20 protein-coding genes and 2 tRNA genes are annotated in these 24,251 nt (G+C 57.4%); 9 read left to right on the top strand and 13 right to left on the bottom strand.

Annotated elements, in window-relative coordinates:
- Nucleotides 1–13 precede the first annotated feature (13 nt).
- From tolQ to MME58_RS07030, 9 genes are all read right to left on the bottom strand, one after another.
- Nucleotides 14–709: a protein TolQ gene (gene tolQ, locus MME58_RS07070; protein ID WP_002554655.1), complete on the bottom strand. Its 696-nt coding sequence runs from the start codon at nt 707–709 to the stop codon at nt 14–16.
- On the bottom strand, nt 699–1,166 hold the full coding sequence (gene ybgC, locus MME58_RS07065) for a tol-pal system-associated acyl-CoA thioesterase (protein WP_055006868.1): 468 nt from the start codon (nt 1,164–1,166) through the stop codon (nt 699–701). Before ybgC ends, tolQ begins: the two co-directional genes overlap by 11 nt.
- Nucleotides 1,167–1,298: 132 nt before the next feature.
- Nucleotides 1,299–2,360, bottom strand: coding sequence for a Holliday junction branch migration DNA helicase RuvB (gene ruvB / locus MME58_RS07060; RefSeq protein ID WP_054984754.1), 1,062 nt, complete (start codon nt 2,358–2,360; stop codon nt 1,299–1,301).
- Nucleotides 2,361–2,969, bottom strand: coding sequence for a Holliday junction branch migration protein RuvA (ruvA, locus tag MME58_RS07055; protein ID WP_004657901.1), 609 nt, complete (start codon nt 2,967–2,969; stop codon nt 2,361–2,363).
- 84 nt (nt 2,970–3,053) lie between these two features.
- The gene (ruvC, locus tag MME58_RS07050) at nt 3,054–3,578 is read right to left on the bottom strand and encodes a crossover junction endodeoxyribonuclease RuvC (RefSeq protein ID WP_003364732.1); all 525 of its coding nucleotides are present in this window, start codon (nt 3,576–3,578) and stop codon (nt 3,054–3,056) included.
- A 130-nt stretch (nt 3,579–3,708) separates the two neighbouring features.
- Nucleotides 3,709–4,455 (bottom strand): YebC/PmpR family DNA-binding transcriptional regulator, encoded by a 747-nt coding sequence (locus MME58_RS07045; protein ID WP_054984753.1) that lies wholly within the window; start codon nt 4,453–4,455, stop codon nt 3,709–3,711.
- A 115-nt stretch (nt 4,456–4,570) separates the two neighbouring features.
- Nucleotides 4,571–6,346: an aspartate--tRNA ligase gene (gene aspS / locus MME58_RS07040; RefSeq protein ID WP_002554661.1), complete on the bottom strand. Its 1,776-nt coding sequence runs from the start codon at nt 6,344–6,346 to the stop codon at nt 4,571–4,573.
- 297 nt (nt 6,347–6,643) lie between these two features.
- On the bottom strand, nt 6,644–6,988 hold the full coding sequence (locus MME58_RS07035; RefSeq protein ID WP_082427589.1) for a ribbon-helix-helix domain-containing protein: 345 nt from the start codon (nt 6,986–6,988) through the stop codon (nt 6,644–6,646).
- Between the two features lie 341 nt (nt 6,989–7,329).
- Nucleotides 7,330–7,803 (bottom strand): Dps family protein, encoded by a 474-nt coding sequence (locus tag MME58_RS07030; protein ID WP_003314356.1) that lies wholly within the window; start codon nt 7,801–7,803, stop codon nt 7,330–7,332.
- Between the two features lie 457 nt (nt 7,804–8,260).
- On the opposite strand from MME58_RS07030, the gene MME58_RS27440 reads away from it, so the two are divergent.
- Nucleotides 8,261–8,869 carry a cold-shock protein gene (locus MME58_RS27440; RefSeq protein WP_055006867.1) on the top strand — a complete coding sequence of 203 codons (609 nt, stop codon included), beginning with the start codon at nt 8,261–8,263 and terminating at the stop codon, nt 8,867–8,869.
- 62 nt (nt 8,870–8,931) lie between these two features.
- Here the strand turns inward: MME58_RS27440 and MME58_RS07020 are convergent, their stop codons facing one another.
- Nucleotides 8,932–9,138, bottom strand: coding sequence for a SlyX family protein (locus MME58_RS07020; protein WP_054984751.1), 207 nt, complete (start codon nt 9,136–9,138; stop codon nt 8,932–8,934).
- Complete coding sequence (locus MME58_RS07015) at nt 9,135–9,566, bottom strand: HIT family protein (RefSeq protein ID WP_055006866.1); 432 nt, start codon at nt 9,564–9,566, stop codon at nt 9,135–9,137. Before MME58_RS07015 ends, MME58_RS07020 begins: the two co-directional genes overlap by 4 nt.
- Before the next feature lie 865 nt (nt 9,567–10,431).
- Here MME58_RS07015 and MME58_RS07010 point away from each other — a divergent pair.
- The 3 genes from MME58_RS07010 (at nt 10,432) to MME58_RS07000 (ending at nt 14,667) form a co-directional block, all read left to right on the top strand.
- Complete coding sequence (locus MME58_RS07010) at nt 10,432–11,754, top strand: OprD family porin (protein ID WP_055006865.1); 1,323 nt, start codon at nt 10,432–10,434, stop codon at nt 11,752–11,754.
- Between the two features lie 171 nt (nt 11,755–11,925).
- Nucleotides 11,926–13,641, top strand: coding sequence for a proline--tRNA ligase (locus tag MME58_RS07005; RefSeq protein ID WP_055006864.1), 1,716 nt, complete (start codon nt 11,926–11,928; stop codon nt 13,639–13,641).
- 69 nt (nt 13,642–13,710) lie between these two features.
- Nucleotides 13,711–14,667 carry a hypothetical protein gene (locus tag MME58_RS07000; protein WP_055006863.1) on the top strand — a complete coding sequence of 319 codons (957 nt, stop codon included), beginning with the start codon at nt 13,711–13,713 and terminating at the stop codon, nt 14,665–14,667.
- A 35-nt stretch (nt 14,668–14,702) separates the two neighbouring features.
- Here MME58_RS07000 and dinB read toward each other — a convergent pair whose 3' ends face one another.
- A complete protein-coding gene (gene dinB, locus MME58_RS06995; RefSeq protein WP_055006894.1) occupies nt 14,703–15,764 on the bottom strand; it encodes a DNA polymerase IV in 1,062 nt (353 codons plus the stop codon).
- A 257-nt stretch (nt 15,765–16,021) separates the two neighbouring features.
- On the opposite strand from dinB, the gene MME58_RS06990 reads away from it, so the two are divergent.
- The 4 genes from MME58_RS06990 (at nt 16,022) to MME58_RS06975 (ending at nt 20,858) form a co-directional block, all read left to right on the top strand.
- Nucleotides 16,022–16,098 (top strand) — tRNA-Met (locus MME58_RS06990).
- Nucleotides 16,099–16,454: 356 nt separating this feature from the next.
- A tRNA-Met gene (locus MME58_RS06985) sits at nt 16,455–16,531 on the top strand.
- A 350-nt stretch (nt 16,532–16,881) separates the two neighbouring features.
- Complete coding sequence (gene mprF, locus MME58_RS06980; protein ID WP_055006862.1) at nt 16,882–19,524, top strand: bifunctional lysylphosphatidylglycerol flippase/synthetase MprF; 2,643 nt, start codon at nt 16,882–16,884, stop codon at nt 19,522–19,524.
- Nucleotides 19,524–20,858 (top strand): virulence factor family protein, encoded by a 1,335-nt coding sequence (locus MME58_RS06975; RefSeq protein WP_054984530.1) that lies wholly within the window; start codon nt 19,524–19,526, stop codon nt 20,856–20,858. Before mprF ends, MME58_RS06975 begins: the two co-directional genes overlap by 1 nt.
- Before the next feature lie 84 nt (nt 20,859–20,942).
- On the opposite strand, the gene MME58_RS06970 is transcribed toward MME58_RS06975, so the two are convergent.
- On the bottom strand, nt 20,943–22,838 hold the full coding sequence (locus MME58_RS06970) for a potassium transporter Kup (protein ID WP_054984531.1): 1,896 nt from the start codon (nt 22,836–22,838) through the stop codon (nt 20,943–20,945).
- A 319-nt stretch (nt 22,839–23,157) separates the two neighbouring features.
- Between MME58_RS06970 and MME58_RS06965 the strand changes: the two genes are divergently transcribed.
- On the top strand, nt 23,158–24,249 hold the full coding sequence (locus MME58_RS06965; RefSeq protein WP_054984532.1) for a catalase family protein: 1,092 nt from the start codon (nt 23,158–23,160) through the stop codon (nt 24,247–24,249).
- The last annotated feature ends 2 nt before the right edge of the window (nt 24,250–24,251 follow it).

The following is a 24,251-nucleotide window of genomic DNA, read 5'->3' as shown; positions in this document are numbered from 1 at the left end:
GGGAATTACCTGCTCACTCTTCGCTGGTGTGCACTTTACGGTGCAGGATGGCCTGGAACTCGTCAGCGAACGTGTAGTAACGGCTGATCAAGGTCTCACTGCGCGCGGCGAAACGGTTGTAGGCAATAACGGCCGGGATGGCTGCGAACAGGCCGATCGCCGTTGCAATCAGCGCCTCGGCAATACCCGGCGCAACGGTGGCCAGCGTTGCCTGCTGGGCAGTCGCCAGACCGCGGAAGGAGTTCATGATCCCCCAGACCGTACCGAACAGGCCGACATACGGGCTGGTAGATCCCACGGTCGCCAGATACGGCAAACCTGCTTCGAGCTTTTCTTCCTCGCGGGAAATAGCTACCCGCATGGCGCGCGCCACACCTTCCATGACCGCATCAGGATCGACACCGGACTGCTGACGCAGACGGGAAAATTCCTTGAAACCAGCACGAAAGATCTGTTCGACGCCCGAGTCGGGATCGGGATTGCTACCCGCCTGCCGGTACAGCTTGGACAGGTCGATACCCGACCAGAAACGCTCTTCAAAGCTGTCCAGTGCGCGCCGACCTGCGCGCAGCATATTGCTGCGCTGAAAAATCACGATCCACGAAGTGACCGAAGCAGCCACCAGAATCAGCATTACCAACTGAACAACAATGCTGGCATTGCTGACCAAACTCCACATGGAGGAATGGTCGACGACGTTAGCTTCCACGCTTTATCTCCTGCTCTGAATGTATGCCCGCGCCGCTCTGGTCGGCAAGGGCCGCTCGCAGAGCTTCGGGAATGGCCCGGGGTTTAAAACTATCGGCGCGTACACACGCCACCAGGAACTGCCCTTCACAGAGCAGCGTTGCATCCGACGCCCGCCTGATCTGCTGTTGATAGCGCAGGCTGACACGGTTCAATTCGATTACTGCTGCACTGACGAGCAGCTCGTCATCCAGCCGTGCAGGCTTGTGATAACGCGCCTCACTGGAGTGCACGACAAATAAAAGGTTTTCCTGCGCCATTCCGGATTGGGCAAAGCCCAATTCCCGTAGTTGCTCGGTACGAGCCCGCTCCATGAATTTCAGATAATTGACGTAGTAGACGATGCCGCCGGCATCGGTGTCCTCGTAATAAACGCGACAGCGATGTGCGAACGACTGAACCCCGTTTTGCGCGCGCATACTCTAGAGCTTACTCCTCAGGTTGCCAATCGGGTCAGGCAACTGTTTTCAACGTTTTGCCACTTATTACCGGTATCGGCAACCGGACTGGCAATGTGACCACGCCGACCGCAAATAAATTGCAAACCATTGCTATAAATCCACAGGCTCGTCACCGAAATCGTCCGGTACCGGTATCTCCCCCATCCTCGAAGGGACATTCAACCCGAAATGCAGATACGCATGGCGGGTAACCACACGCCCGCGAGGCGTGCGCATGATATAGCCTTGCTGGATCAAATAGGGCTCAAGCACGTCTTCGATTGTATGACGCTCCTCACTGATGGCCGCCGCAAGGCTGTCGACACCTACCGGACCACCGTCGAACTTCTCGATCATGGTCAGCAGCAGACGCCGGTCCTGATGATCGAAGCCGTGCTCATCGACGTCCAGTAGGTTGAGGGCCTTGTCAGCGGTCTGCCGGGTGATCTGCCCATTACCACGCACCTCGGCGAAATCCCTTACCCGACGCAACAGACGGTTGGCGATACGCGGTGTACCACGGGCGCGTCTGGCGATCTCGAAAGCACCTTGCGGCTCGATGACCAGCCCCAGAATGCCCGCAGAGCGCGACACGATCGTGGATAGATCGGCGATATTATAAAACTCGAGCCGCTGAACGATGCCGAAACGGTCGCGCAGCGGATTGGTCAGCATACCCGCGCGAGTGGTCGCACCCACCAGTGTAAACGGCGGCAGATCAAGCTTGATCGAACGCGCAGCCGGGCCTTCGCCAATCATGATGTCGAGCTGGAAGTCTTCCATGGCCGGATACAGCACTTCTTCGACAATCGGTGACAGACGATGAATCTCATCGATGAACAGCACATCGTTGGGTTCAAGGTTGGTGAGAATTGCCGCCAGATCACCCGGGCGTTCAAGCACCGGGCCGGAGGTGCTCTTGATCGACACGCCCATTTCCTGAGCGATGATATTGGCGAGCGTGGTCTTGCCCAGACCGGGCGGGCCAAAGATCAATGTATGATCCAGCGCCTCATTACGGCCGCGGGCAGCCTGGATAAACAACTCCATCTGCTCGCGGACTGTCGGCTGGCCGATGTAATCGGCAAGGCTCAGCGGACGAATTGCACGGTCCATCTGTTCATCACGATCACGGCCGCCAGCGGCGGTTATCAGGCGGTCGGCGTCTATCACTTAACCCATCCCCTTCAACGCGCGGCGAATCAGGTCCGCACTGCTCAAATCTTTTTCCTTGATCGCGGAGACAGCCTTGCTTGCCTCCTGAGGTTTGTAGCCCAGCGAAATCAGTGCACTGACCGCATCGGACTCAGCCGACGCCACAGGCTCGGCCTGATTCGGGCCATTGGAAACCAGTGTAAAAGTGCCTGGCAACGACTCCCAGGCTTTGAAACGATCCTTGAGCTCGACCAGCAGGCGTTCGGCAGTTTTCTTGCCCACGCCCGGAATTCGCGTCAGCGCCGACGTGTCCTGCGCCTGGACACAACGCACCAACTCATCGACCTCCAGACCGGACATCAACGCCAGCGCCAGCTTGGGGCCCACCCCGTTCAGTCGGATCAACTCACGAAACAGCTCGCGCTCGCGCTTTTCGTAGAAGCCATAGAGCAGATGCGCGTCCTCGCGGACCACCAGGTGGGTATGCAATGTCACCGTCTCGCCGACATGCGGCAGCCGATAAAGCGTCGTCATCGGCACTTCCAGCTCGTAACCGACACCATTGACATCCAGCACCAGATGCGGAGGCTGTTTTTCGGCAAGAGAGCCGCGTAAACGTCCAATCACGTTTCAGATCCTTTCGTGTTGCCTGTCGCTCGCGCGAAGAAATTGAACACAATCATCGTAAAACCGTACTTATTCATGATGCAGTCACAGGCGCAACCGACCGCCGCGGCTCCGCGCAGTGCCCAACCCGTGCGGGATCAGGCTGGAACGTGTGTGCGCATGACACAGCGCAATGGCCAGGGCATCAGAGGCATCTATCTGCGGTTTCTGGGTCAGCTTGAGCAGGTGCATGACCATCATCATCACTTGCTCTTTATTGGCACCGCCGGTCCCGGCAACGGCCTGCTTGACCTGAGTTGCAGTGTACTCGGCAATTTCCAGCGCCTCTTCGGCACCCGCAACGATGGCCGCGCCCCTGGCCTGCCCCAGTTTCAGCGCAGAATCGGCGTTACGCGCCATGAAGACCTTTTCGATGCCCATCGTCACGGGCCCGTAGGTCTTTATGACCTCCCGCACACCGCGATAAACGATCTGCAAACGCTCGTGCAATTCGCCGCTGCCGGTACGGATGCACCCGGAAGCGACGTAGACACAACCGCGACCGGTGTCACGTACCACGCCATAGCCGGTAATTCGCGAACCGGGATCGATACCAAGAATAAGAGTCATAACGCCTGCAGCTTGAGGAGGTAACGCAAAGCAATAGGTGCAGCATAAAGGCAGAAGCCGGAGGCCGATAGCTGCGTGATGCTCACAGCGTCGCTCCCCCGGCTTCTGACTCGGTGTTACCTGTCGGCGATCAGCCCAACTGCTCCATGACTTCGTCCGGGATTTCCGCATTTGAATAAACGTTCTGCACGTCATCCAGATCCTCAAGCATGTCGATCAGCTTGAGTACCTTTTCAGCGGTTTCCAGATCAAGTACCGCACTGGTGGTCGGCAACATGACGATTTCCGCATCAGCAGCCTTGAAACCTGCTGCCTCAAGTGCGTTACGCACAGCGTAGAAGCCGGAGAACGACGTAAAGACATCGATCGAGCCGTCTTCGTTGGTCACGACATCATCGGCATCTGCGTCCATGGCAGCTTCGATCAGGGAATCCTCATCGACGCCAGTTGCAAAGGAAATCTGGCCCTTGCGATCAAACAGGTAGGCAACAGAGCCGTCGGTGCCCAGGTTGCCGCCGCATTTGGTGAACGCATGGCGCACAGCCGCGGCGGTACGATTACGGTTGTCGGTCATGGTTTCGACCATGATCGCCACGCCGCCTGGGCCGTAGCCCTCGTAACCCAGCTCCTCGACATCGTCACCGTCGGATGCCCCCACGCCCCGCGCGACTGCGCGATCAATGGTGTCACGGGTCATGTTTGCACCAAGCGCCTTGTCCAGCGCCAGACGCAGACGCGGGTTGGAACCTGGATCGCCGCCGCCCTGACGCGCAGCTACGGTCAGTTCACGAATCCACTTGGTGAAAATCTTGCCTTTCTTGGCATCCTGACGCTCTTTGCGGTGCTTGATGTTCGCCCACTTAGAATGACCTGCCATTTTTCGCTCCAGATTCTTTTTGAAACACCTTCACCTTTCGCCCTGAACAATCGGGCAAAAAGCTTCACTCAATAAGGGCAGAAGCAGGGCGTATCGAAATACGCCCTGCCCGGCATCACTCGGCCTTTGGCTGCTCGCGCAGACGGATGTGCAGCTCTCGCAACGCCTTGGCATCGACAACGCCAGGCGCCTGGGTCATGACATCGGCAGCGCTCTGGGTTTTCGGGAAAGCGATTACTTCACGGATCGACTGCGCTCCGGTCATCAGCATGACCAGACGGTCAAGGCCGAACGCCAGACCACCGTGCGGCGGTGCACCGTACTTCAGAGCATCGAGCAGGAAGCCGAATTTTTCCTGCTGCTCGTCTTCGGCGATGCCCAGCAGACGGAAGACCGCCTGTTGCATTTCCTTGCGGTGAATACGAATCGAACCACCGCCCAGCTCGGTACCGTTGAGCACCATGTCGTAGGCACGGGAAAGCGCCGTTGCCGGGTTGGCTTCCAGCTCTTCAGGCGTGCACTTGGGTGCCGTGAAGGGGTGATGCAGTGCGGTGAAGCTGCCGTCGTCGTTTTCTTCGAACATCGGGAAATCAACGACCCACATCGGAGCCCATTCGCAGGTATGCAGCTTGAGGTCGTTGCCGATCTTGATCCGCAGCGCGCCAAGCGCTTCGCTGACGATCTTGAACTTGTCCGCCCCAAAGAAAACGATATCGCCATCGACCGCACCCACACGATCGAGGATGACATTCAGGTTGTCTTCCGGGATGAACTTGACGATCGGCGATTGCAAGCCTTCCGGCCCCTTCGCACGCTCATTGACCTTGATGTAGGCCAGGCCTTTGGCACCGTAGATACTGACGAACTTGGTGTAGTCGTCGATCTGGCTGCGCGCCATGCTGGCAGCGCCCGGTACACGCAGTGCGGCAACGCGCCCCTTGGGATCGTTGGCCGGGCCGCTGAACACTTTGAATTCCACGCCAGTGAGCTGATCGGCAACGTCCACCAGTTCCAGCGGATTGCGCAGGTCTGGCTTGTCGGAGCCGTAGCGACGCATGGCCTCTTCGAAGGTCATGTGCGGGAAGTCACCGAACTCCAGGTCCAGAACTTCCTTGAACAGTTGGCGAACCATCTTCTCGGTCAGACCGATGATGTCCTCTTCATTGAGGAAACTGGTCTCGATGTCGATCTGAGTGAATTCCGGCTGGCGGTCGGCACGCAGGTCTTCGTCGCGGAAGCACTTGGCGATCTGGTAGTAACGGTCGAAGCCAGCCACCATCAGCAGTTGCTTGAACAACTGAGGCGATTGCGGCAGGGCGAAGAAGCTGCCCGGGTGTGTGCGGCTTGGAACCAGATAGTCACGAGCACCTTCTGGCGTCGCGCGGGTCAGGATCGGCGTCTCGACATCGAGGAAGCCGTTGTCATCCAGATAGCGACGGATGCTGGTAGTGATGCGCGAACGCAGACGCAGCTTCTCGGCCATTTCCGGGCGACGCAGATCGATGAAGCGATAACGCAGACGGGTTTCCTCGCCTACATCGGAGTATTCATTCAGAGGGAACGGCGGAGTCTCGGACTCGTTCAGCACTTCGAGCTCGTAACCCAGCACCTCGATGGCACCGGACGCCATGTTCGCGTTCACGGCACCCGCCGGACGAGCACGAACCTTGCCCACTACCTTGACCACGTACTCGCTGCGCACTCGGTCAGCGGCAGCGAAACTGTCGGCACGATCGGGGTCGAACACGACTTGAGCCATGCCTTCACGGTCGCGAATATCGAGGAAGATAACGCCTCCGTGGTCACGACGACGGTGGACCCATCCGCAAAGGGTGATTTCCTGGCCTTCCAGACTCTCGTTCAGTTGGCCGCAATAATGGCTGCGCATCATGATGGTGTTTTCACTTCTCGTAATTCGAATTCGGTGGCGCTTTCGCTCCTGGCTTGCGCTCAGTGGTACAAGGCACCGGCACAAGGCTGAATAAAGCCAGCCCTGGCCCACGCAGAGTCACGCCCGCTAGCAAGACGGAGGATTATATAGAGTTAATTGGCACCGTGCAGCCGAACGAACCCGTCACGCCCGGATAAGTTCATGACTCGCCTGGCGCAGCCGAGCTGCTCACTCGCGCCGCGCCGGGAAACGCAGGCACGCCGAAGCGGGCCTGCAGGAATGAGGATGAAGGCCATTCTAGACGCGGGAATTTTCCAGGCGATCGCCCTTCAACAGATGCGCAACACACACAACACGAATCAGACCACTGAAATTCTTTACACCCCCGTAGCGTAAGTGAACCTCCCGATCAATGTAGGACAATACCGCATTAACAGAGCACTCATTGGAAGTTGCGATACCTGAAAGAATGTTCCAGTACACGTTCTCCAGACGCAGACAAGTGGCCAGACCATTGAGCCGAACGGATTTGGAGTGAGGCTGTGCCAGCGTCATATTGAAATCCTCGACAAAAGGGTCGTGGCGTATTTCCACCTCCCGATGCAACAACTTAAGCTCTCGCTCAACACCGCGTAACATCATAACTGTCACCTTCGAATCATCGAATTTTAAACACCGAAAGAAATATTCAAAAACAAATAAATGTCCCGATGTATAAAACAGGATTCGAGATCTTATATCCAGCAGGCCCTATACCCCTTAATTGTAGGATACGGCCACAGCCATCAGCGGAATATCGTTTAACCCTGAAGGGACAATGAGAAAGAGCACGAGGAACTGCCGGGCAGCGTGCAGAGCAGCAGGCAATGACTAAACCTTGAGAGGCCCGAGAGCCGTGACGACCGGGACGATACAGAAAAGCTATAACGAGTAAACAGTTGAGAAGCAGGCGAGCGGCACCGAAGGCCGCTCGCCACGGGTCGTTACTTCGACTCGAGCATCGAACGCAACATCCAGGCAGTTTTCTCATGAACCTGCATACGCTGCGTCAGCAGATCAGCTGTCGGCTCATCGCTCACTTTATCCAGAAGAGGAAAGATACTACGAGCAGTACGGACAACAGCCTCTTGACCCTGAACCAGACTTTTGATCATATCTTCAGCGCTTGGCACGCCTTCTTCTTCCTTGATGGAAGACAGGCGAGCATATGTCGAATAAGTACCGGGGGCCGGAAAGCCTAGTGCACGGATACGTTCGGCGATGGAGTCGACCGCCAGTGCCAGTTCGTTGTACTGTTCTTCAAACATCAAGTGCAGCGTGCGAAACATCGGCCCGCTGACATTCCAGTGAAAGTTGTGAGTCTTGAGGTAAAGCACATAAGTATCCGACAGCAAATGCGACAGACCGTCCACGATCGATTTGCGATCCTCTTCACTGATACCGATATCGATTGCCATGTTTCATGCCCTTTTAGTGAGGATTGAAAAGCAGTAAAGACCACTACTCTATCAAGAGAACCCGACCGGCGCAGCTTTCCGTTGTAGCGATGCAGCGTGCAGGCAGTGATTCACGAGAAAACCGCAACGCTGCACCCCATCGCCGCAGCAGCGCATTCGTACACACCCCGGAGAGTCACCGATAAAGCCTGCCTGGATGCTCTGTTTCGGGCCCCGTGGGCATATAGAACGGTAATGTAAGGCCAGAGCCGGGCAGGCCCGACGGGCGTCAGCGATTGCTGATTTGAGTAGGATCAGGCTTTGCTGTTAAATACACCGCGTGCCGCCGACGATTTGCCTTTCAGCGTTGGCGCATAGGCTGGCCCAGCGCTCGTGCATCACGCCTCATCTTGTTCAGAAGCGTACCGGGCGTTACCCGCTATTTCTTGTAATCCTTCTTGCATGTGAGCTTTTTAAAATGTTGAAAATCGTCCACCTGGTAACGGGAGCCGCAGCGCTGTTGCTCTCTTTCATACCCAGCCTGCGTAGTGAAGCAGCATCTCTCTACCTGCAAAATCCTGATGCGATCTGCCTCGCCTTCCTCGGGCTGCTTAACCTGATACTCGCTCCGGTAATTCCTTACTGGAATCGAGGCCCACGTCACAATCTGCAAAATCTGGTCAGCGCCCTGCTTGTCATTGCAGTAATCGTGCAAACGCTGACCTTGCTTGTTCCTCTGCCTGGCATCGCAGGTCAACCCGCCATTCTGGTGAGCCTGGTCATTGCCATCGTCGCTGTCGCCCTGCACCTGGGCGTCAGCTTTTACAGGTCTTACACACCCTCGTCCGCACCTCAAAACCACGACATGGGAAATCGTGATACTGGCACCGTAAAATGGTTCAACACCTCCAAGGGCTTCGGTTTTATCTCTCGGGATTCCGGCGACGATATTTTTGTGCATTTTCGTGCCATTCGCGGTGAGGGTCATCGTGTGCTGGTAGAGGGCCAACGCGTCGAGTTTTCTGTGATGAACCGCGACAAAGGCCTGCAGGCCGAAGACGTCATTGCAGCGCTGCCGCGCCGCTGATTGTCTCAAGCAACAAAAAACCGCGACTTCCAACGAAAGTCGCGGTTTTTTATGGCCGCAGATCAGTAGTGAGGTGGCGGCGCATCTTCCTCGAAGGTCTCGAACTGGCTGCCCATTTCCTCCTGACGCTTGAGCATCGCCGCCATCTGCAGTTGCAGATGATCCAACTCGCGCCGCTGCTGTACCAGCACATCATTGAGCGCCTGGATCGTATCGTCCTGAAAGGCCATACGGCTTTCCAGTTCCATGACCCGCTCTTCAAGGCTCATGATTGGTCCTCCTCAAATCGAAAATCATTCGTCAACACAGGCTTGAGCTGCCGACAGATTGCCGAGAACTGCTCGCCGGTATAGGCACTGGCAGCATGCTTGCCCCACACGGGCGCTGGCCAGGCAGCATCGTCACGTTTGCGCACGATCACGTGCATATGCAGCTGGCTGACCACATTGCCCAAAGCGGCAATGTTGATTTTATCCGCATCGAACACCTCTTTCAGCACTTTGGCCAAGGCGCTGGTCTCCTGCCATAACTGCGCCTGATCTGCAGCGCTCAACTGAAACACTTCAGTGATATCAGCTCGACGCGGCACCAGAATGAACCACGGATAGTGACTGTCATTGGAGAGCAGCAACCGGCACAGTGGAAAGTCACCAATGGCCAAGGTGTCTTGTTGAAGACGAGAATCCAGAACGAACACGATAAAAACTCCTGACTGCCAGGTGAATGCACCTGCCCTGTCGGTAGCAGGGTGCTGCGAGACTCGCAGGATACTAGGGTTCGCGTGACGCATCACCTGCACACACGCATGCGCACCAGAATGAGCCCGGCAGGATACCGATCGCACCGATTTGACGCCCGGAAAAGTCGCCAAAGGGACAGGATGAGCTCATCCGTCGGCAGGCCGCCTGACAATGGTGTGCTTTAGGTACATGAAAATGAAACAACCGTGGCCTCACCATGACCACCAGCAAGAACGATGCTCCAGGTTCAGGCGAACCATGCATGCACTGCACCAAAAACACACACAGCTGTTGCGACAGCAACACCACGAATTCGTTTTCTACTCAAATGATGATGACCCGGGTAACGTTTTTGTCGGATAACCCCACACTCATGGATGGAAGGTAAAAACTATAGACATTTTAATAAAATTAAAATATCTATACAAAACATACAGATAGATATAAAAAGCGATGCTGATTCTGATTTTTCACAAATTTTTTTCATTTTCAGAAACTTTGTGCACGCTTGTTGCTTTATGACCCATATGATCACGCCACCCCTGGCGGAAAACAGGGGTGACAGAATCAAGGGAAACCCGGCTGGCGACCTTGGGGAATGTCTTGAATAGACTCGATAATCATCGATTCTGATCAAGTACAGAATGCCACTACGGACTGATCTGGCACTGCGTCGTAAAGATTCTGAAAGGATAAAGCTGTAGCTATAGCAACCAAAGTCAGCGTGAGATAGATTCCGCCGACAAAAATAGAAAGAGCCGCCCAGATAAAAAAACAGGTGGGACGGCAGAAAATCTTCTAAAAACCAAAGGAGCAATCACGATGAGAGTGATGAAGTGGAGCGCAATCGCACTGGCCGTTACTGCAGCCAGCGCCCAAATGGCAACCGCGGCACCTTTCGTCAGCGATCAGGCTGATGCCAAGGGCTTTGTTGAAGGCAGCACGCTTGACCTGAAGTTGCGCAATTACTATTACAACCGCGACAAGAAAGCAGGCGCTGATGACGATCGCGACTGGACCCAGGGTATCTGGGCCAACTTCAGCACCGGCTACACCCAAGGCACCATCGGTGTCGGCGTCGAGGCATTCGCCTACGCTGGCGTGAAACTGTGGGGCCCGGACAAGTACTCGGGTTCAGGCAACCTGGTGACTGATTCTGCCGGTAACAACGAAGACACTCAGGCCAAAGCTGGCGGCGCGGTCAAATTCCGCGTATCGAAAACCGAACTGAAAGTGGGCGACATGCAGCCGACCAGTCCAGTCTTCGCAGTAGGCGGTTCACGTCTGTTGCCGCAGACTGCAAGCGGTATCAGCCTGCAGAGCAGCGAGCTCCAGGGGCTGGACGTTGAAGCAGGTCATTTCTACTCCGGCACCAGCCAGGACGACACAAGCCATAGCGGCAGCATCTTTGCAAACTACGCCGGTGTTCGTGCGAACAGCGCTGACTTTGCTGGCGGCAAATATGCCATTACCGACAGCCTGGGCGTTGCATTCTATGCAGCCAAGCTGGAAGACATCTGGGATCAGTACTACGGTAACGTGAACTACGCCCTCCCACTGGGCGGCGATCAGTCTCTGGCATTCGATGCGAACATTTATCGCACCGTTGACGAAGGGAGCGCCAAAGCTGGCTCGATCAGCAACACCGCGTTCTCCGGTTCCGCAGCCTACTCGTTCCTTGCTGCTCATACCGTGACCCTGGCGTTCCAGAAAATCAACGGCGACACTCCGTTCGACTACATCGGTATTGGCGATAACAACCGCGGCGGCGACTCGATCTTCCTGAACAACTCGATCCAGTACTCCGACTTCAACGGTCCGGGTGAAAAATCCTGGCAGGCTCGCTACGACCTGAACATGACGCCATATGGCGTTCCTGGTCTGAGCTTCATGACCCGCTACATCAAGGGTACTGATATCGACGGCACCAAGACACCGACTGGCAGCGCTTACGCCGGTCTGTACGGTGCTGACGGCGAGCACCACGAAACCAACCTTGAAGCCAAATACGTAGTACAAACCGGTCCGGCCAAGGACCTGTCCTTCCGTGCCCGTCAAGCTTGGCACCGCGCCAACGCAGATCAGGGCGAAGGCGACGTCAACGAGTTCCGCCTGATTGTCGATTACCCGATCTCGATCCTGTAATCACCGCTCAGCACTCGTTAATAGAAGAAGCCCGGCTCATGCCGGGCTTTTTCGTTGAGCCTTGAAAGCTCCTTGCCATCCTCTGCAAGCCTGCCCCGCCCTGTACGCGACCGGAACACCGCCGTACAATGCCAGGTCAAATCCAGTCTCAGCAACCGACAACGGCCAACCATGCGCACCAGTCAATTTTTGCTCGCCACACAGAAAGAAACCCCTTCCGATGCGGTCGTGGTCAGCCATCAACTGATGCTGCGTGCCGGCATGATCCGCAAACTGGCATCCGGCCTCTATACCTGGCTGCCCATGGGCCTGCGCGTATTGCGCAAGGTCGAAGCCATTGTCCGTGAAGAAATGGACGCCGCTGGCGCACTCGAGATTCTGATGCCCGGCATTCAGCCCGCAGAGCTGTGGCAAGAGTCAGGCCGCTGGGAACAATACGGCCCGGAGCTGATGCGCCTGGTTGATCGCCACAACCGTGAGTTCTGCCTGGGCCCTACCCACGAAGAAGTCATCACCGATCTGGCACGCAATGAGCTCAACAGCTATAAACAGCTGCCAATCAACATGTACCAGATCCAGACCAAATTCCGTGACGAAATCCGTCCACGCTTCGGCCTCATGCGTGGGCGCGAGTTCGTCATGAAAGACGCCTATTCGTTCCACGCTGATCACGCATCGCTGCAGATCACCTACGACCGCATGCATCTGGCGTACAGCAACATCTTTACCCGCCTCGGCCTGAAGTTTCGCCCGGTCGAAGCTGACAACGGCTCGATTGGCGGCGCAGGCTCGCACGAGTTCCACGTGCTGGCCGAATCCGGCGAAGACGATATCGTGTTCAGCGATGGCTCCGATTACGCAGCCAACATCGAAAAAGCCGAAGCGGTGCCTCGCGAGAAGACTCGTCCGGCCGCTACAGAAGAATTGCGCCTGATCGATACGCCAAACGCCAAGACCATTGCCCAACTGGTCGAAGGCTTCGGCTTGCCGATCGAGAAGACCGTCAAGACGCTGGTGGTCCATGCTGCCGAAGAAGGCAAGCTGATTGCACTGATCATCCGTGGCGATCATGAGCTCAACGAAATCAAGGCCAGCCAGCAGGAACAGGTCGCCAGCCCACTGGTGATGGCGTCCGAAACCGAACTGCGTGATGCCATCGGTGCAGGCGCAGGCTCACTGGGCCCTCTGAATCTGCCGCTGCCCTGCATCATCGACCGCTCTGTCGAGCTGATGAGCGACTTCAGCGTCGGTGCCAACATCGATGACAAGCACTATTTCGGCGTCAATTGGGAACGCGACCTGCCGGTTCCGACCGTCGCCGACCTGCGTAATGTCGTGGCCGGTGATCCAAGCCCGGACGGCAAAGGCACGCTGGAAATCAAGCGCGGCATCGAAGTCGGCCACATCTTCCAGCTGGGCACCAAGTACAGCGAAGCGATGAAATGCCAGGTACTGGGAGAGAACGGCAAGCCGGTCAATCTGGCGATGGGCTGCTACGGAATCGGCGTTTCCCGCGTGGTTGCGGCCGCCATCGAACAGAACAGCGACGAAAACGGCATTATCTGGAACGACACTCTGGCGCCTTTCCAGATCGCCCTGATCCCGCTGCGCTACGAGACAGACGCGGTTCGTGAAGCGACAGACAAACTGTACGCCGAGCTGACTGCCGCCGGCTTTGAAGTCCTGCTCGATGACCGCGATAAGAAAACCAGCCCCGGCATCAAGTTCGCGGACATGGAGCTGATCGGTATCCCGCATCGTATTGTAGTCAGTGACCGCGGCCTGGCCGAAGGCAATCTGGAATACAAAAGCCGTACCGAGTCGCAACCGCAAGCCATTGCGGTCGCGGATGTGCTGTCGTTCATCCAGGGCAAAGTGAACCGCTGAGTCAAAGGCGCACCTGTTTTGCTTAAGGGTGCGCCGCTCGTCACTCGCCCAATCCGCATCAGAGATCTCATGCTCAAACGAAGCACCTTAAGCCTAGGCAGCGCCGTTCTGTGCGGCTCTTTTCTTGTCGGCGGCTGCGCCAACCAGCTATCACAACGCAGCGAGCACGAAGAGCGTGTCGAACGCAAACTGCTTGAACACACGCTGCAAGTCGATATTGGCGAACCCAAAACGCTGGAGTTACCACAACGTCGCGTGCGGATTCACGAGCACAAGTCGTTCGAGGTCACTGATTTTGAAGTCACCCGCCACTATGATCGCTATACCCCCTATCAGCCCTGGCGGGAAATCTACGAGATTCCGCTCGGCGCGGTCGCTGTTGTCGCAGGCGTCGGAGCGAACGTGGTCAACGTGATTGCGCTGGGCCATTTGCCGGACAGCATGACCCGGGACTGGATTCACTACGGTGTAGCAGGTCTGAATCCCTTCATGAATGCCCCGTCCCACGGTCGGGCCCAGCAGAATCTGGCGAGCATTGACGAAGTCCAGAAAGACAAGCGGATCGAGAACTCTACGCTACCGTGGAATGAACGTCCGGTGATGGTCAAGGCTGGCAACGAAACCCACGAAATGAGCACCGATCGCAACGGCATTCTGCGCCTGAACCTGCTGGACAGCCCGTTTGCCGAACAGGACCTGAGCCGTATCATACGCATTTATATCAACGTCGAAGACGATCAGGACAGTGCTCACGCCAATGCCAGTTTGCCGATCAGCCATTCCTTGCGCGGCAAGCTGCTCGAAGCCCACGCCCTGATCTACGACGATCTGGAAGATGACGAAGTCAGCCAGTGGGTGCATCGAGTCAAACGCCTTTCTGACCTTGGACTGGAAGAAGAAGCCAGCGAACTTGAACAGAGCCTGATCGAGCTGACACGAAACGATCCGCAGTTGCAGGGTGAGTTTCTCAAATCACTTGCCAGAGATGCCGGCCGTCTGGTCGCCGTTCCTGCTCAGAGCCAGTAATACAGACGGCTGCGGGATGTGCTCGCAGCCGGCCATTATCGCGAGAACAAGTCCAATTGCTCGTGGGCTGCACGCAGATCGTGCAGGCGTACACCTATGCCCAGCAGGCGAACCGGCTTGCCACCCCGGGCAAACGCCTGGGCCAGTAACTGCTCGTAACTGCCCAGATCCCTTCCTGCGCCGGATTGCTCAAGCGTCGTCTGAGTGAAGTCGTGAAACTTCACTTTGACGAACGGTTTGCCGGGCCGGTACTGCCCTTCCATTCTCGCCATCCGGTTACCCAAGGTGTCCAGCAGCGCGGGCAGCTTCTCCAGACAGGCAGCCAGATCGGGCAGATCCGTGTCGTACGTATTTTCAACACTGACCGACTGACGCCGACTGTCATTTTGCACGGGACGGTCATCCACTCCGTGCGCCAGGCTCCAGAGGCGCTCACCAAAGCTGCCAAATTCGCGGACCAGCGCCAGTTTGTTCCGGCTTCGCAAGTCAGCACAGTCGATAATACCGAGTCGGCCCAACTTGTCTGCGGTCACTTTGCCGACGCCGTGGAGCTTGGTGACAGGCAGCGAGGCGACGAAATCCTCGACCTGATCCGGAGTGATCACGAACAGCCCGTTGGGCTTTTTCCAGTCACTGGCAATCTTGGCCAAGAACTTGTTGGGGGCTACGCCCGCCGAAACCGTGATATGCAATTGATTCGACACCCGGCGACGGATGTCCTGGGCGATGCGCGTGGCGCTTCCGGAAAAGTGCCCGGCATCCGATACGTCCAGGAACGCCTCATCCAGAGACAAAGGTTCTATGAGATCGGTGTAATCCCGGAAGATCGTATGAATTTCACGCGATGCTTCTTTATAAGCCTCCATACGCGGCTTGACGATGGTCAGGTGCGGACAGAGCTTGAGCGCATGACGCGATGACATGGCTGAGCGCACCCCGTACGCACGCGCCTCATAATTACAGGTCGCGATGACCCCGCGGCGCTCCGCAGAGCCGCCCACCGCCAGCGGTTTACCAGCGAGGTCGGGCTCGTCACGCATTTCAATGGCTGCATAAAAGCAGTCGCAGTCGATGTGGATGATTTTGCGCTGCGTCATGACCTGATGGGATTTTGCAATCAATGGCCCAGCAGTATCTCATTGGTATCGACAAGTAACATCCAATGATGCGCCAGCCCCCTGAAATACCGGCAAAAGCCTTCCGGTCCATGAACGAAACAGCTGCAGCCCACGTCATGCAAGCGCCAAAGCCGAACAGATGCGCCAGCGGCGTCGCTAAGCATTTGAAGAAAAAGCACTTTTTAAAACTAACCATTGACACCCCGCCATCTCTCTGTAGAATGCCGCCACACAGACGCGGGATGGAGCAGTCTGGTAGCTCGTCGGGCTCATAACCCGAAGGTCGTCGGTTCAAATCCGGCTCCCGCAACCAAACATCAAAAAAGGCCACTCGAAAGAGTGGCCTTTTTTGTGCGCACCTGAAAAGTGCTTTGCTCAAGCACTGAACCAATCGCTATGCACGATGCTGAGCACTTCAATGCCTCACGTGACGATAACCCCCATCTTCACCAACTCTTCTGAAGACGCTGCACGGCGCAGAGCCATACCCAAGAACATCATGAGCGATACTCTCACGTGGCGGCGCGAGGAACGAGGGGCATCAGATGCGCTTATCGCATGCATGCGCTCTGAAGCGTGTGCATCGAGCACAATCTGCCACTCATTTGCCTGCTTTGCGGATTAAGGGTTGACACTTCGTCGTTCGGCTGTAGAATGCCGCCACACAGACGCGGGATGGAGCAGTCTGGTAGCTCGTCGGGCTCATAACCCGAAGGTCGTCGGTTCAAATCCGGCTCCCGCAACCAAACATCAAAAAAGGCTACTCGAAAGAGTGGCCTTTTTTGTTTCCGATGAAAAAACATATCGGGCGATAGCTAACTGTCTGACAAAAAAAGACTATTTCCCAAGCCGTTTGAAACCCTATCATCACATCTGTAACGTAATGCTTTCATTTACGACAGTTTTTGCATGCGCTGCCGATAGGTGTTACTAAGCTGAATCACGACTGAACCGCAGCTGAACAGCATCACCCGGCTCGATTCGCTATTCGCTCGTTAGACGTTGACGCGCTAACATCCTGAAATATTTTCTGCGTAGGGATTGGTAACTTGGCTGCATACCTCCATCCTGTCGCGCACGATCCAAGGAGTGATTGATGCGCGACAACATGTCCGATTCCAATGAAACAGTTGATGCAGAACAACCCGGCAGCCTGCCGCGCCAGAACTGGCGGGAACTGCTAAGCAAATACCGGCAGCCTATCGGGCTGGCGGTCATGCTGCTGTTGTTCAGCCTGGCCCTTATTGCCTGCCGCCACATGCTGGTCGAGATGGACTGGTATGCGCTGCACGACTCACTGTTCGCAGTGCCCCTGCCCGCTCTGGGCGGCGCGTTGCTCGCAGCAATAGTCGGTTATGTCATTTTGATGGGCTATGAACTGTCCGCCAGCCGCTACGCCAATGTAGATCTGCCCACCAGAACGCTGATCCTCGGCGGCTTCACCTCATTTGCCATCGGCAATGCGGTCGGCCTGTCGATGCTGTCTGGCGGTTCGGTCCGTTACCGCCTGTACTCGCGCTATGGGGTGGGGGCAATCGAAATCGCCCGCATGACCGTGTTCGCCAGTCTTTCGCTGGGCTGTGCGTTGCCGCCGCTGGCGGCACTGGCCACGCTGAGCAACCTGTCCGGCGCGTCACTGGCACTCAAACTTCCGGTCGACGTGCTGGCCGTCGTTGCCACAGCGGTGCTGCTCGGCAGCGTGCTGCTGGCGGTCTTTGTCTACCGCCGCCGCCTGCCGGAACAGGATATTCCGCACAATATTCTGGTTCGCCTCGGTCGCCGCACCTTACGCCTTCCAGACTTGAAGCTGACGCTGATCCAGCTGGTCATCACCGCGCTGGACGTCGCGGCGGCAGCGATGGTGCTTTATCTATTGCTGCCGCACGCGCCACCGCTGGGTGCATTCATTCTGATTTACCTGCTGGCGCTTGCCGCTGGCGTACTCAGCCATGTTCCTGGCGGCGTTGGCGTATTCGAGGCCATTCTGCTTGCAGCCTTTGCCAACGAGCTGGGCGCTGCCCCGCTCGCGGCCGCGCTCCTGCTGTACCGCCTGATCTATGTGGTACTGCCGCTGTTGCTGGCCTGCCTGACGCTGCTGTTTACCGAAGCCCAGCGCCTGCTGCCGACACGGCAAGCCATCCGTGTCGCCTCGGGGCTGGCGGCACCGATTCTGGCCCTACTGGTTTTCTTGTCGGGGGTGGTGCTGCTCTTCTCTGGTGCCACCCCTGAAATCGATACCCGACTGGAAAACGTCGGCTTCATGATTCCCCATCGGCTGATCGACGCGTCGCACTTCGGGGCCAGCCTGGTGGGCGTCCTGTGCCTGTTGCTCGCCCAGGGCTTGCGGCGTCGGCTGTCGGCTGCGTGGATGCTGACCTCCATTCTGCTGCTGGTGGGCGCAGTGCTGTCGATGCTCAAAGGTTTCGACTGGGAAGAAGCCAGCATGCTGTTGCTGACTGCCTGCCTGCTGCTGACATTCCGCCGTTCGTTCTATCGCCCCAGTCGACTGCTGGAGCTGCCATTCTCGCCGCTCTACCTGATTGCCAGCATTTGTGTTGTCGGTGCCTCGATCTGGCTTCTGCTGTTTGCTTATCAGGACGTGCCCTACAGCCACCAGTTGTGGTGGCAGTTCACCCTCGATGCAGACGCTCCACGCGGCCTGCGCTCGGCGCTGGGCAGCGCGGTGCTGCTGGTGGTGGTTTCGCTGACCTGGCTGCTGCGTACCGCCCGACCGGTGATCAAGCTGCCCGATGTGGCTGATCTGGACAAGGCTGCCGAGATCCTCAAGGCATCCAGCCAGCCCAATGGCGGGTTGGTGCTGACCGGCGACAAGGCGATCCTGTTTCACCCGGCCGGCAATGCGTTTCTGATGTACTCGCATCGTGGACGCAGTCTGGTAGCGCTTTATGACCCGATTGGCCCGACCCAGCAGCGTGCCGAGCTTATCTGGCAGTTCCGCGATCTGTGCGACGTGCACCACGCCCGCCCGGTGTTCTACCAGGTACGTGCGGAAAACCTGCCGTTCTACATGGACATCGGTCTCACGGCTATCAAGCTGGGCGAGGAAGCACGCGTTGATCTGCGACGCTTCGACATCGATGCCAAAGGCAAGGAGATGAAAGACCTGCGTTACACCTGGAACCGAGGTGGCCGCGATGGGCTTTCGCTGGAAATCTACGAGCCTGGCCAAGCGCCTATCGACGAGCTGAAAGTGATTTCCGATGCCTGGCTGACCGGCAAGAACGTCCGCGAAAAAGGCTTCTCGCTAGGCCGCTTCAGCCCTGAATACCTGAAGTATTTCCGTATTGCCATCGTGCACTTTCAGGGCAAACCGGTCGCGTTTTCCAACTTGCTGGAAACCACCAGCCCGGAACTGGCCAGCTTGGACCTGATGCGTTCTCACCCTGATGCACCCAAGCTGACCATGGAATTCATGATGGTCGGCCTGATTCTGCACTACAAGGCCCAGGGCTACGCGCGATTCAGCTTGGGGATGGTGCCCTTGTCGGGCTTGCAGCCAAGACGTGGCGCACCGATTACCCAGCGCCTGGGTTCGATGATCTTCCGTCGCGGCGAACAGCTCTACAACTTCCAGGGGCTGCGCCGCTTCAAGGACAAGTTCCAGCCCGACTGGGAACCTCGTTATATGGCCGTGCCTGCCGGACTCGATCCGCTCGTGGCGCTGGCTGACACCGCTGCCCTGATTGCGGGCGGCCTGACTGGATTGGTGAAACGCTGATGATTCGACGCTCCTGGCACCTTTTGCTCGCAGCTCTGGTAATTGTTCTTTTAGTCGTAGCGCTGGGAATATGGATCTGGAACCGCCCCGCCCCACCCGCCTCACTGGAACATGTGAACCTTGACGGTGGCGCGCCACTGACCAGCGTGACCCCGGCCACACGCATCAAGACCCGAATTGCGCTGGCCGTCACCGCCGAAGAAATGCTCACCGACAAGCAGTTGCTGGCGATCAGCAAGGACGCATCGGCACGCATCATTCAGGTCGTGCTGCCCAAGGACGACTGCGTGCTGCAACAGAAAACCTTTCAGGACGCTCTGGCGAAGCTCGACGGCCCCGCACAGGTCGTCGGCGGCATAGGCCCTGGCGCGACACTGGCCTGGCGCTGGCTGGCCGGACAGACCGATGACAAGGCACAGGCCATTTCCGTAGGGTTTGCGCTTGAACATGTGTCGAACCCGCCGCCTGTTCTGGAAGAGGACGAGAAACCGCCGCAGATCTGTGACGTGCCACTGCCACAAAAAGCCCCGCACGGGCACTGGCTGGCCGCCTGGAACGATGCGCCGGATGATCCGAGTGCCGCGTTCGTGCGGGATCAGACCAATGCGGACACCAGCATCAGCGACTACGAAATCCCATTGCCTCAGGTGCTCAATACGGAATTGCGTCACCTGCTGCTCGGCGAGAACGACAGCGGTGGCCTGGGTATCCCGGTCGTCGAAGTCCCGGCCAGCCAGCCTTCCGATACCGTGACGCTGTTCATGTCCGGTGATGGCGGCTGGCGCGATCTGGACAAGGTCGTGGCGGGCGACATGGCCAAGATGGGCTACCCGGTGGTGGGCATCGACGTGTTGCGTTACTACTGGGAGCACAAGACACCGGAACAGACCGCTGTCGACCTGACCGACCTGATGAACCACTACCGTCAGAAATGGGGCACCAAACGCTTCATCCTGGCGGGCTATTCGTTCGGCGCAGACGTCATGCCGGCGATCTACAATCGCCTGGCTGCGGATGATCAGAATCGGGTAGACGCGATCATTCTGCTGGCGTTCGCGCGCACCGGCAGTTTCGAGATTCACGTCGACGGCTGGCTCGGTAACGCAGGCAAGGAAGCCACGACCGGACAGGAAATGGCCAAGCTGCCTGCCGCGAAGGTGTTCTGTGTCTACGGTGTCGAAGAGAAGAAAGACAGCGGTTGCACCGACACCACAGCAGTCGGCGAAGCTGTTCAGTTGCCAGGGGGTCACCACTTCGATGAGGACTATCCGGCATTGGCCAAACGCCTGATCGACGCCATCAACAAGCGTCAAGGCAAGGCTACCGCGCAGTAAGCATCGTCTGCAGACACAAAAAATCCCGGCACCGTGAGGTCGCCGGGATTTTTTTGTCGACGCTGCCGGAGCCACCGGCGAACCTTACATCTCCACTTGCGTACCCAGTTCGATCACCCGGTTGAACGGCAGCTTGAAGAAGCGCAGATTGCCATTGGCATTCTTGAGCATGAAAGCGAACAACGCCTCACGCCAGCGCGCCATGCCGTCCATCTTCGACGGGATGACCGTTTCGCGGCTGAGGAAATAGGTGGTACGCATCGGACTGAAATCCAGCTCCGGCAGATGACACAAGGCCAGTGCAGCAGGCACATCGGGCTCGTCGATAAAGCCGAAGTGCAGGATCACCCGATAAAAACCTTCGCCATAGGACTCCACCTCAAAGCGCTGAGCGGCAGGTACACGTGGCGAGTCTTCATACACCACCGTCAGCAGAACCACTTGCTCGTGCAGTACCTGGTTATGCAGCATGTTGTGCAGCAGCGCATGGGGGACAGCATCCGATCGTGCCGTCAGGAACACCGCAGTGCCCTGCACGCGATGCGGCGGCTGAACGCGAATACTGCCGATGAAGATCGGCAACGGCAGCCCGCCCTCGTCAATCCGCTCGGCCAGCAATTGTTTGCCACGCTTCCAGGTGGTCATGAGGATAAACAGCACCGCACCTGCCAGCACCGGAAACGCCCCGCCCTGGAAAATCTTCGGTACGTTGGCAGCGAAGAACAGGCCGTCGACCAGCAGCAGACAGATCAACAGCGGTACGGCCAGCAATGGCGGCCACTTCCAGAGCATCAGCATGACTGTCGACACCAGAATCGTGGTGCAGAGCATGGTGCCAGTCACTGCCACGCCGTAAGCAGAAGCCAAGGCACCAGATGATTCAAAACCGATGACCAGCATGATGACACCTGCCATCAGCGCCCAGTTGACAGCACCAATGTAGATCTGGCCCTGCGCATCGCTTGAAGTGTGCTGAATGTGCATGCGCGGGATGTAGCCTAACTGGATAGCCTGCAGCGTCATCGAGAACGCGCCGGAGATCACTGCTTGCGACGCAATGATGGTCGCCATGGTCGACAGGCCGATCAGGGGCAGAAGTGCCCAGCCTGGTGCCAACAGGTAGAAAGGGTTACGAACCGTTTCAGGATTGCCCAACACCAGCGCACCCTGACCGAAATAGTTGAGCAACAGCGCGGGTAGCACAAGGATGAACCACGCGCGTGAAATGGGCTTGCGGCCAAAATGCCCCATGTCGGCATACAGCGCCTCAGCCCCCGTCAGGGCCAGCACCACAGCGCCCAGAATGGCGACGCCAATGCCCGGGTGGATGATGAAGAAGTTCAACCCCCAGGCCGGATTGACCGCTTTCAGCACTTCGGGCGATTGCATGATGCCGTAAATACCCAGCGCGCCCAGCACCAGAAACCAGGTCACCATCACAGGCCCGAACAGCACCCCAATCCGCGCAGTGCCGTGGCGCTGAATCAGAAACAGCCCCACCAGCACAATCAGCGCCATGGGCACGATCCAGTGATCCAGGCCATCGAAAGCCAGTTCCAGACCTTCCATCGCGGAAAGCACCGAGACCGCCGGGGTAATCATGCTGTCGCCGTAAAACAGCGCAGCACCGAACAGCCCGAACACCACCATCATCATTTGCAGTCGGGGATGTTTGGCCGATGCACGTCGTGCCAGTGCCATCAGCGCCATGATGCCGCCCTCGCCCTGATTGTCGGCACGCAGAACAAACGCCATGTACTTGAAAGAAACCACCCAGATAAGTGACCAGAAGATCAGTGAAAGCACCCCGAGGATCGCGTCATGTGTGACTTCCACGCCGTAACCGCCCTGAAACACTTCCTTGAGGGTGTACAACGGGCTGGTGCCGATGTCGCCGTAAACCACACCCACTGCCGCGATCAGCAACCCGATGGGCCTGGCAGTGCTTCCGGCCTCCGCATGACTGTTTGTTTGACTCATCCACTACTCCCGACAACCAGACATGAGGTTCAACACTGAGAACATCACAAGGCGTAACAATTCAGATTCAGCCAGACATTGACATGCCTCGGCGCGATGGCGCGAAGCATAACGCAGCACTCGGCGTAATTCTTGATGAAACGCAGATGACGAGCGTGATCAGGTCCACATGCCCAGCGTTCGAAGCGGTTTTCGCTGCACTATTTCTGATTGAACGACGCAAATACCGGCCGGTCATTAATTAAGCCTGCAGCCTCAAGGGTCTTCAAGAACCGCATCGACGCCCGGGCACCCTGAATCCTCTGACCGAGATGCTCTGATGACCACACACAACCTGACTGTCCAGCCCTTACGCTTCCAGCCCTCATTCGAAGTCGTCCCTGACGATGAAGCGCAGACCAGCAAAGAGCTGGTAGAAGCGATGCACTCCATTCTTGAAACTACTTTCCAGGACACCGGGCACGCCATCCGCAGTGTGCATGCCAAGGCTCACGGGCTACTGCACGGGCAGATTCAGGTTTACGGCGACCTGCCCGAGCCGCTGGCTCAAGGCGCTTTTGCGAAACCCGTCAACCTTCCGGTCGTCATGCGGTTCTCGACCAATCCGGGGGATATTCTTGACGACAAGGTATCTACACCTCGAGGCCTGGCAATCAAACTTGTGGGTGTCGAAGGCGCGCGGCTACCGGGCAGCGCCGGTGCATCGACCCAGGATTTTGTCATGCAGAACGCCAAGGCCTTCACCGCCAAGGACCCCAAGGCTTTTTTAAAGACCCTGAAGTTACTGGCCAAAACGACCGACAAGGCACCGGGCATGAAGAAAGCACTGTCCGCAGTACTTCGTGGCATCGAGTCGGTCATCGAGTCTGCCGGGGGCGAAAGCGGCACACTGAGAAGCCTTGGCGGGCACCCGATGACCCATATTCTGGGCGAAACCTTCAACACCGTCGTACCTTTTCTATATGGGCCTTACTACGCAAAACTGAGTGTGGTCCCCGTTTCTGCGGAACTGGTTGCACTGACCGGCAAGGCCGTGGACCTGAACGATAATCCGGACGGCCTGCGTGAAGCGGTCAAAGCGTTCTTCCTTGAAAACGACGCCAGCTGGGAGGTGCGTGTCCAATTGGCTACGGATCTGGAAAAAATGCCGATAGAGGACGCTTCGTCGATCTGGCCGGAAGACCTCAGCCCGTATGTCGCCGTCGCTCGAATCGATGTGCCCCGCCAGTCGTCGTGGTCCGAGCAAAGCATCCAGGAAGTCGATGAAGCCATGTCATTCAGCCCGTGGCACGGTCTTGAGGCGCATCGCCCGCTGGGTGGGGTCATGCGAGTACGCAAGCCTGCCTATGAGCACTCGGCGGGGTTTCGCAGTCAGCACAATGGGTGCCCGATCCACGAGCCGAAGGGCTGACC

The organism is Pseudomonas syringae pv. tagetis (assembly GCF_022557255.1).
Lineage (GTDB): Bacteria > Pseudomonadota > Gammaproteobacteria > Pseudomonadales > Pseudomonadaceae > Aquipseudomonas > Aquipseudomonas caricapapayae.
Note: the sequence above shows the minus strand (reverse complement) of the source record. Positions and strands in the feature narration are given on the sequence as shown.

What these genes read in the sequence shown, in the direction of transcription:
- ybgC (WP_055006868.1), bottom strand. Translation starts at nt 1,166, where the DNA reads ATGCGCGCGCAAAACGGGGTTCAGTCGTTCGCACATCGCTGTCGCGTT.
- ruvC (WP_003364732.1), bottom strand. Translation starts at nt 3,578, where the DNA reads ATGACTCTTATTCTTGGTATCGATCCCGGTTCGCGAATTACCGGCTAT.
- MME58_RS07045 (WP_054984753.1), bottom strand. Translation starts at nt 4,455, where the DNA reads ATGGCAGGTCATTCTAAGTGGGCGAACATCAAGCACCGCAAAGAGCGT.
- aspS (WP_002554661.1), bottom strand. Translation starts at nt 6,346, where the DNA reads ATGATGCGCAGCCATTATTGCGGCCAACTGAACGAGAGTCTGGAAGGC.
- MME58_RS07035 (WP_082427589.1), bottom strand. Translation starts at nt 6,988, where the DNA reads ATGATGTTACGCGGTGTTGAGCGAGAGCTTAAGTTGTTGCATCGGGAG.
- MME58_RS07030 (WP_003314356.1), bottom strand. Translation starts at nt 7,803, where the DNA reads ATGGCAATCGATATCGGTATCAGTGAAGAGGATCGCAAATCGATCGTG.
- MME58_RS27440 (WP_055006867.1), top strand. Translation starts at nt 8,261, where the DNA reads ATGTTGAAAATCGTCCACCTGGTAACGGGAGCCGCAGCGCTGTTGCTC.
- MME58_RS07020 (WP_054984751.1), bottom strand. Translation starts at nt 9,138, where the DNA reads ATGAGCCTTGAAGAGCGGGTCATGGAACTGGAAAGCCGTATGGCCTTT.
- MME58_RS07010 (WP_055006865.1), top strand. Translation starts at nt 10,432, where the DNA reads ATGAGAGTGATGAAGTGGAGCGCAATCGCACTGGCCGTTACTGCAGCC.
- MME58_RS07005 (WP_055006864.1), top strand. Translation starts at nt 11,926, where the DNA reads ATGCGCACCAGTCAATTTTTGCTCGCCACACAGAAAGAAACCCCTTCC.
- MME58_RS07000 (WP_055006863.1), top strand. Translation starts at nt 13,711, where the DNA reads ATGCTCAAACGAAGCACCTTAAGCCTAGGCAGCGCCGTTCTGTGCGGC.
- dinB (WP_055006894.1), bottom strand. Translation starts at nt 15,764, where the DNA reads ATGACGCAGCGCAAAATCATCCACATCGACTGCGACTGCTTTTATGCA.
- mprF (WP_055006862.1), top strand. Translation starts at nt 16,882, where the DNA reads ATGCGCGACAACATGTCCGATTCCAATGAAACAGTTGATGCAGAACAA.
- MME58_RS06975 (WP_054984530.1), top strand. Translation starts at nt 19,524, where the DNA reads ATGATTCGACGCTCCTGGCACCTTTTGCTCGCAGCTCTGGTAATTGTT.
- MME58_RS06970 (WP_054984531.1), bottom strand. Translation starts at nt 22,838, where the DNA reads ATGAGTCAAACAAACAGTCATGCGGAGGCCGGAAGCACTGCCAGGCCC.
- MME58_RS06965 (WP_054984532.1), top strand. Translation starts at nt 23,158, where the DNA reads ATGACCACACACAACCTGACTGTCCAGCCCTTACGCTTCCAGCCCTCA.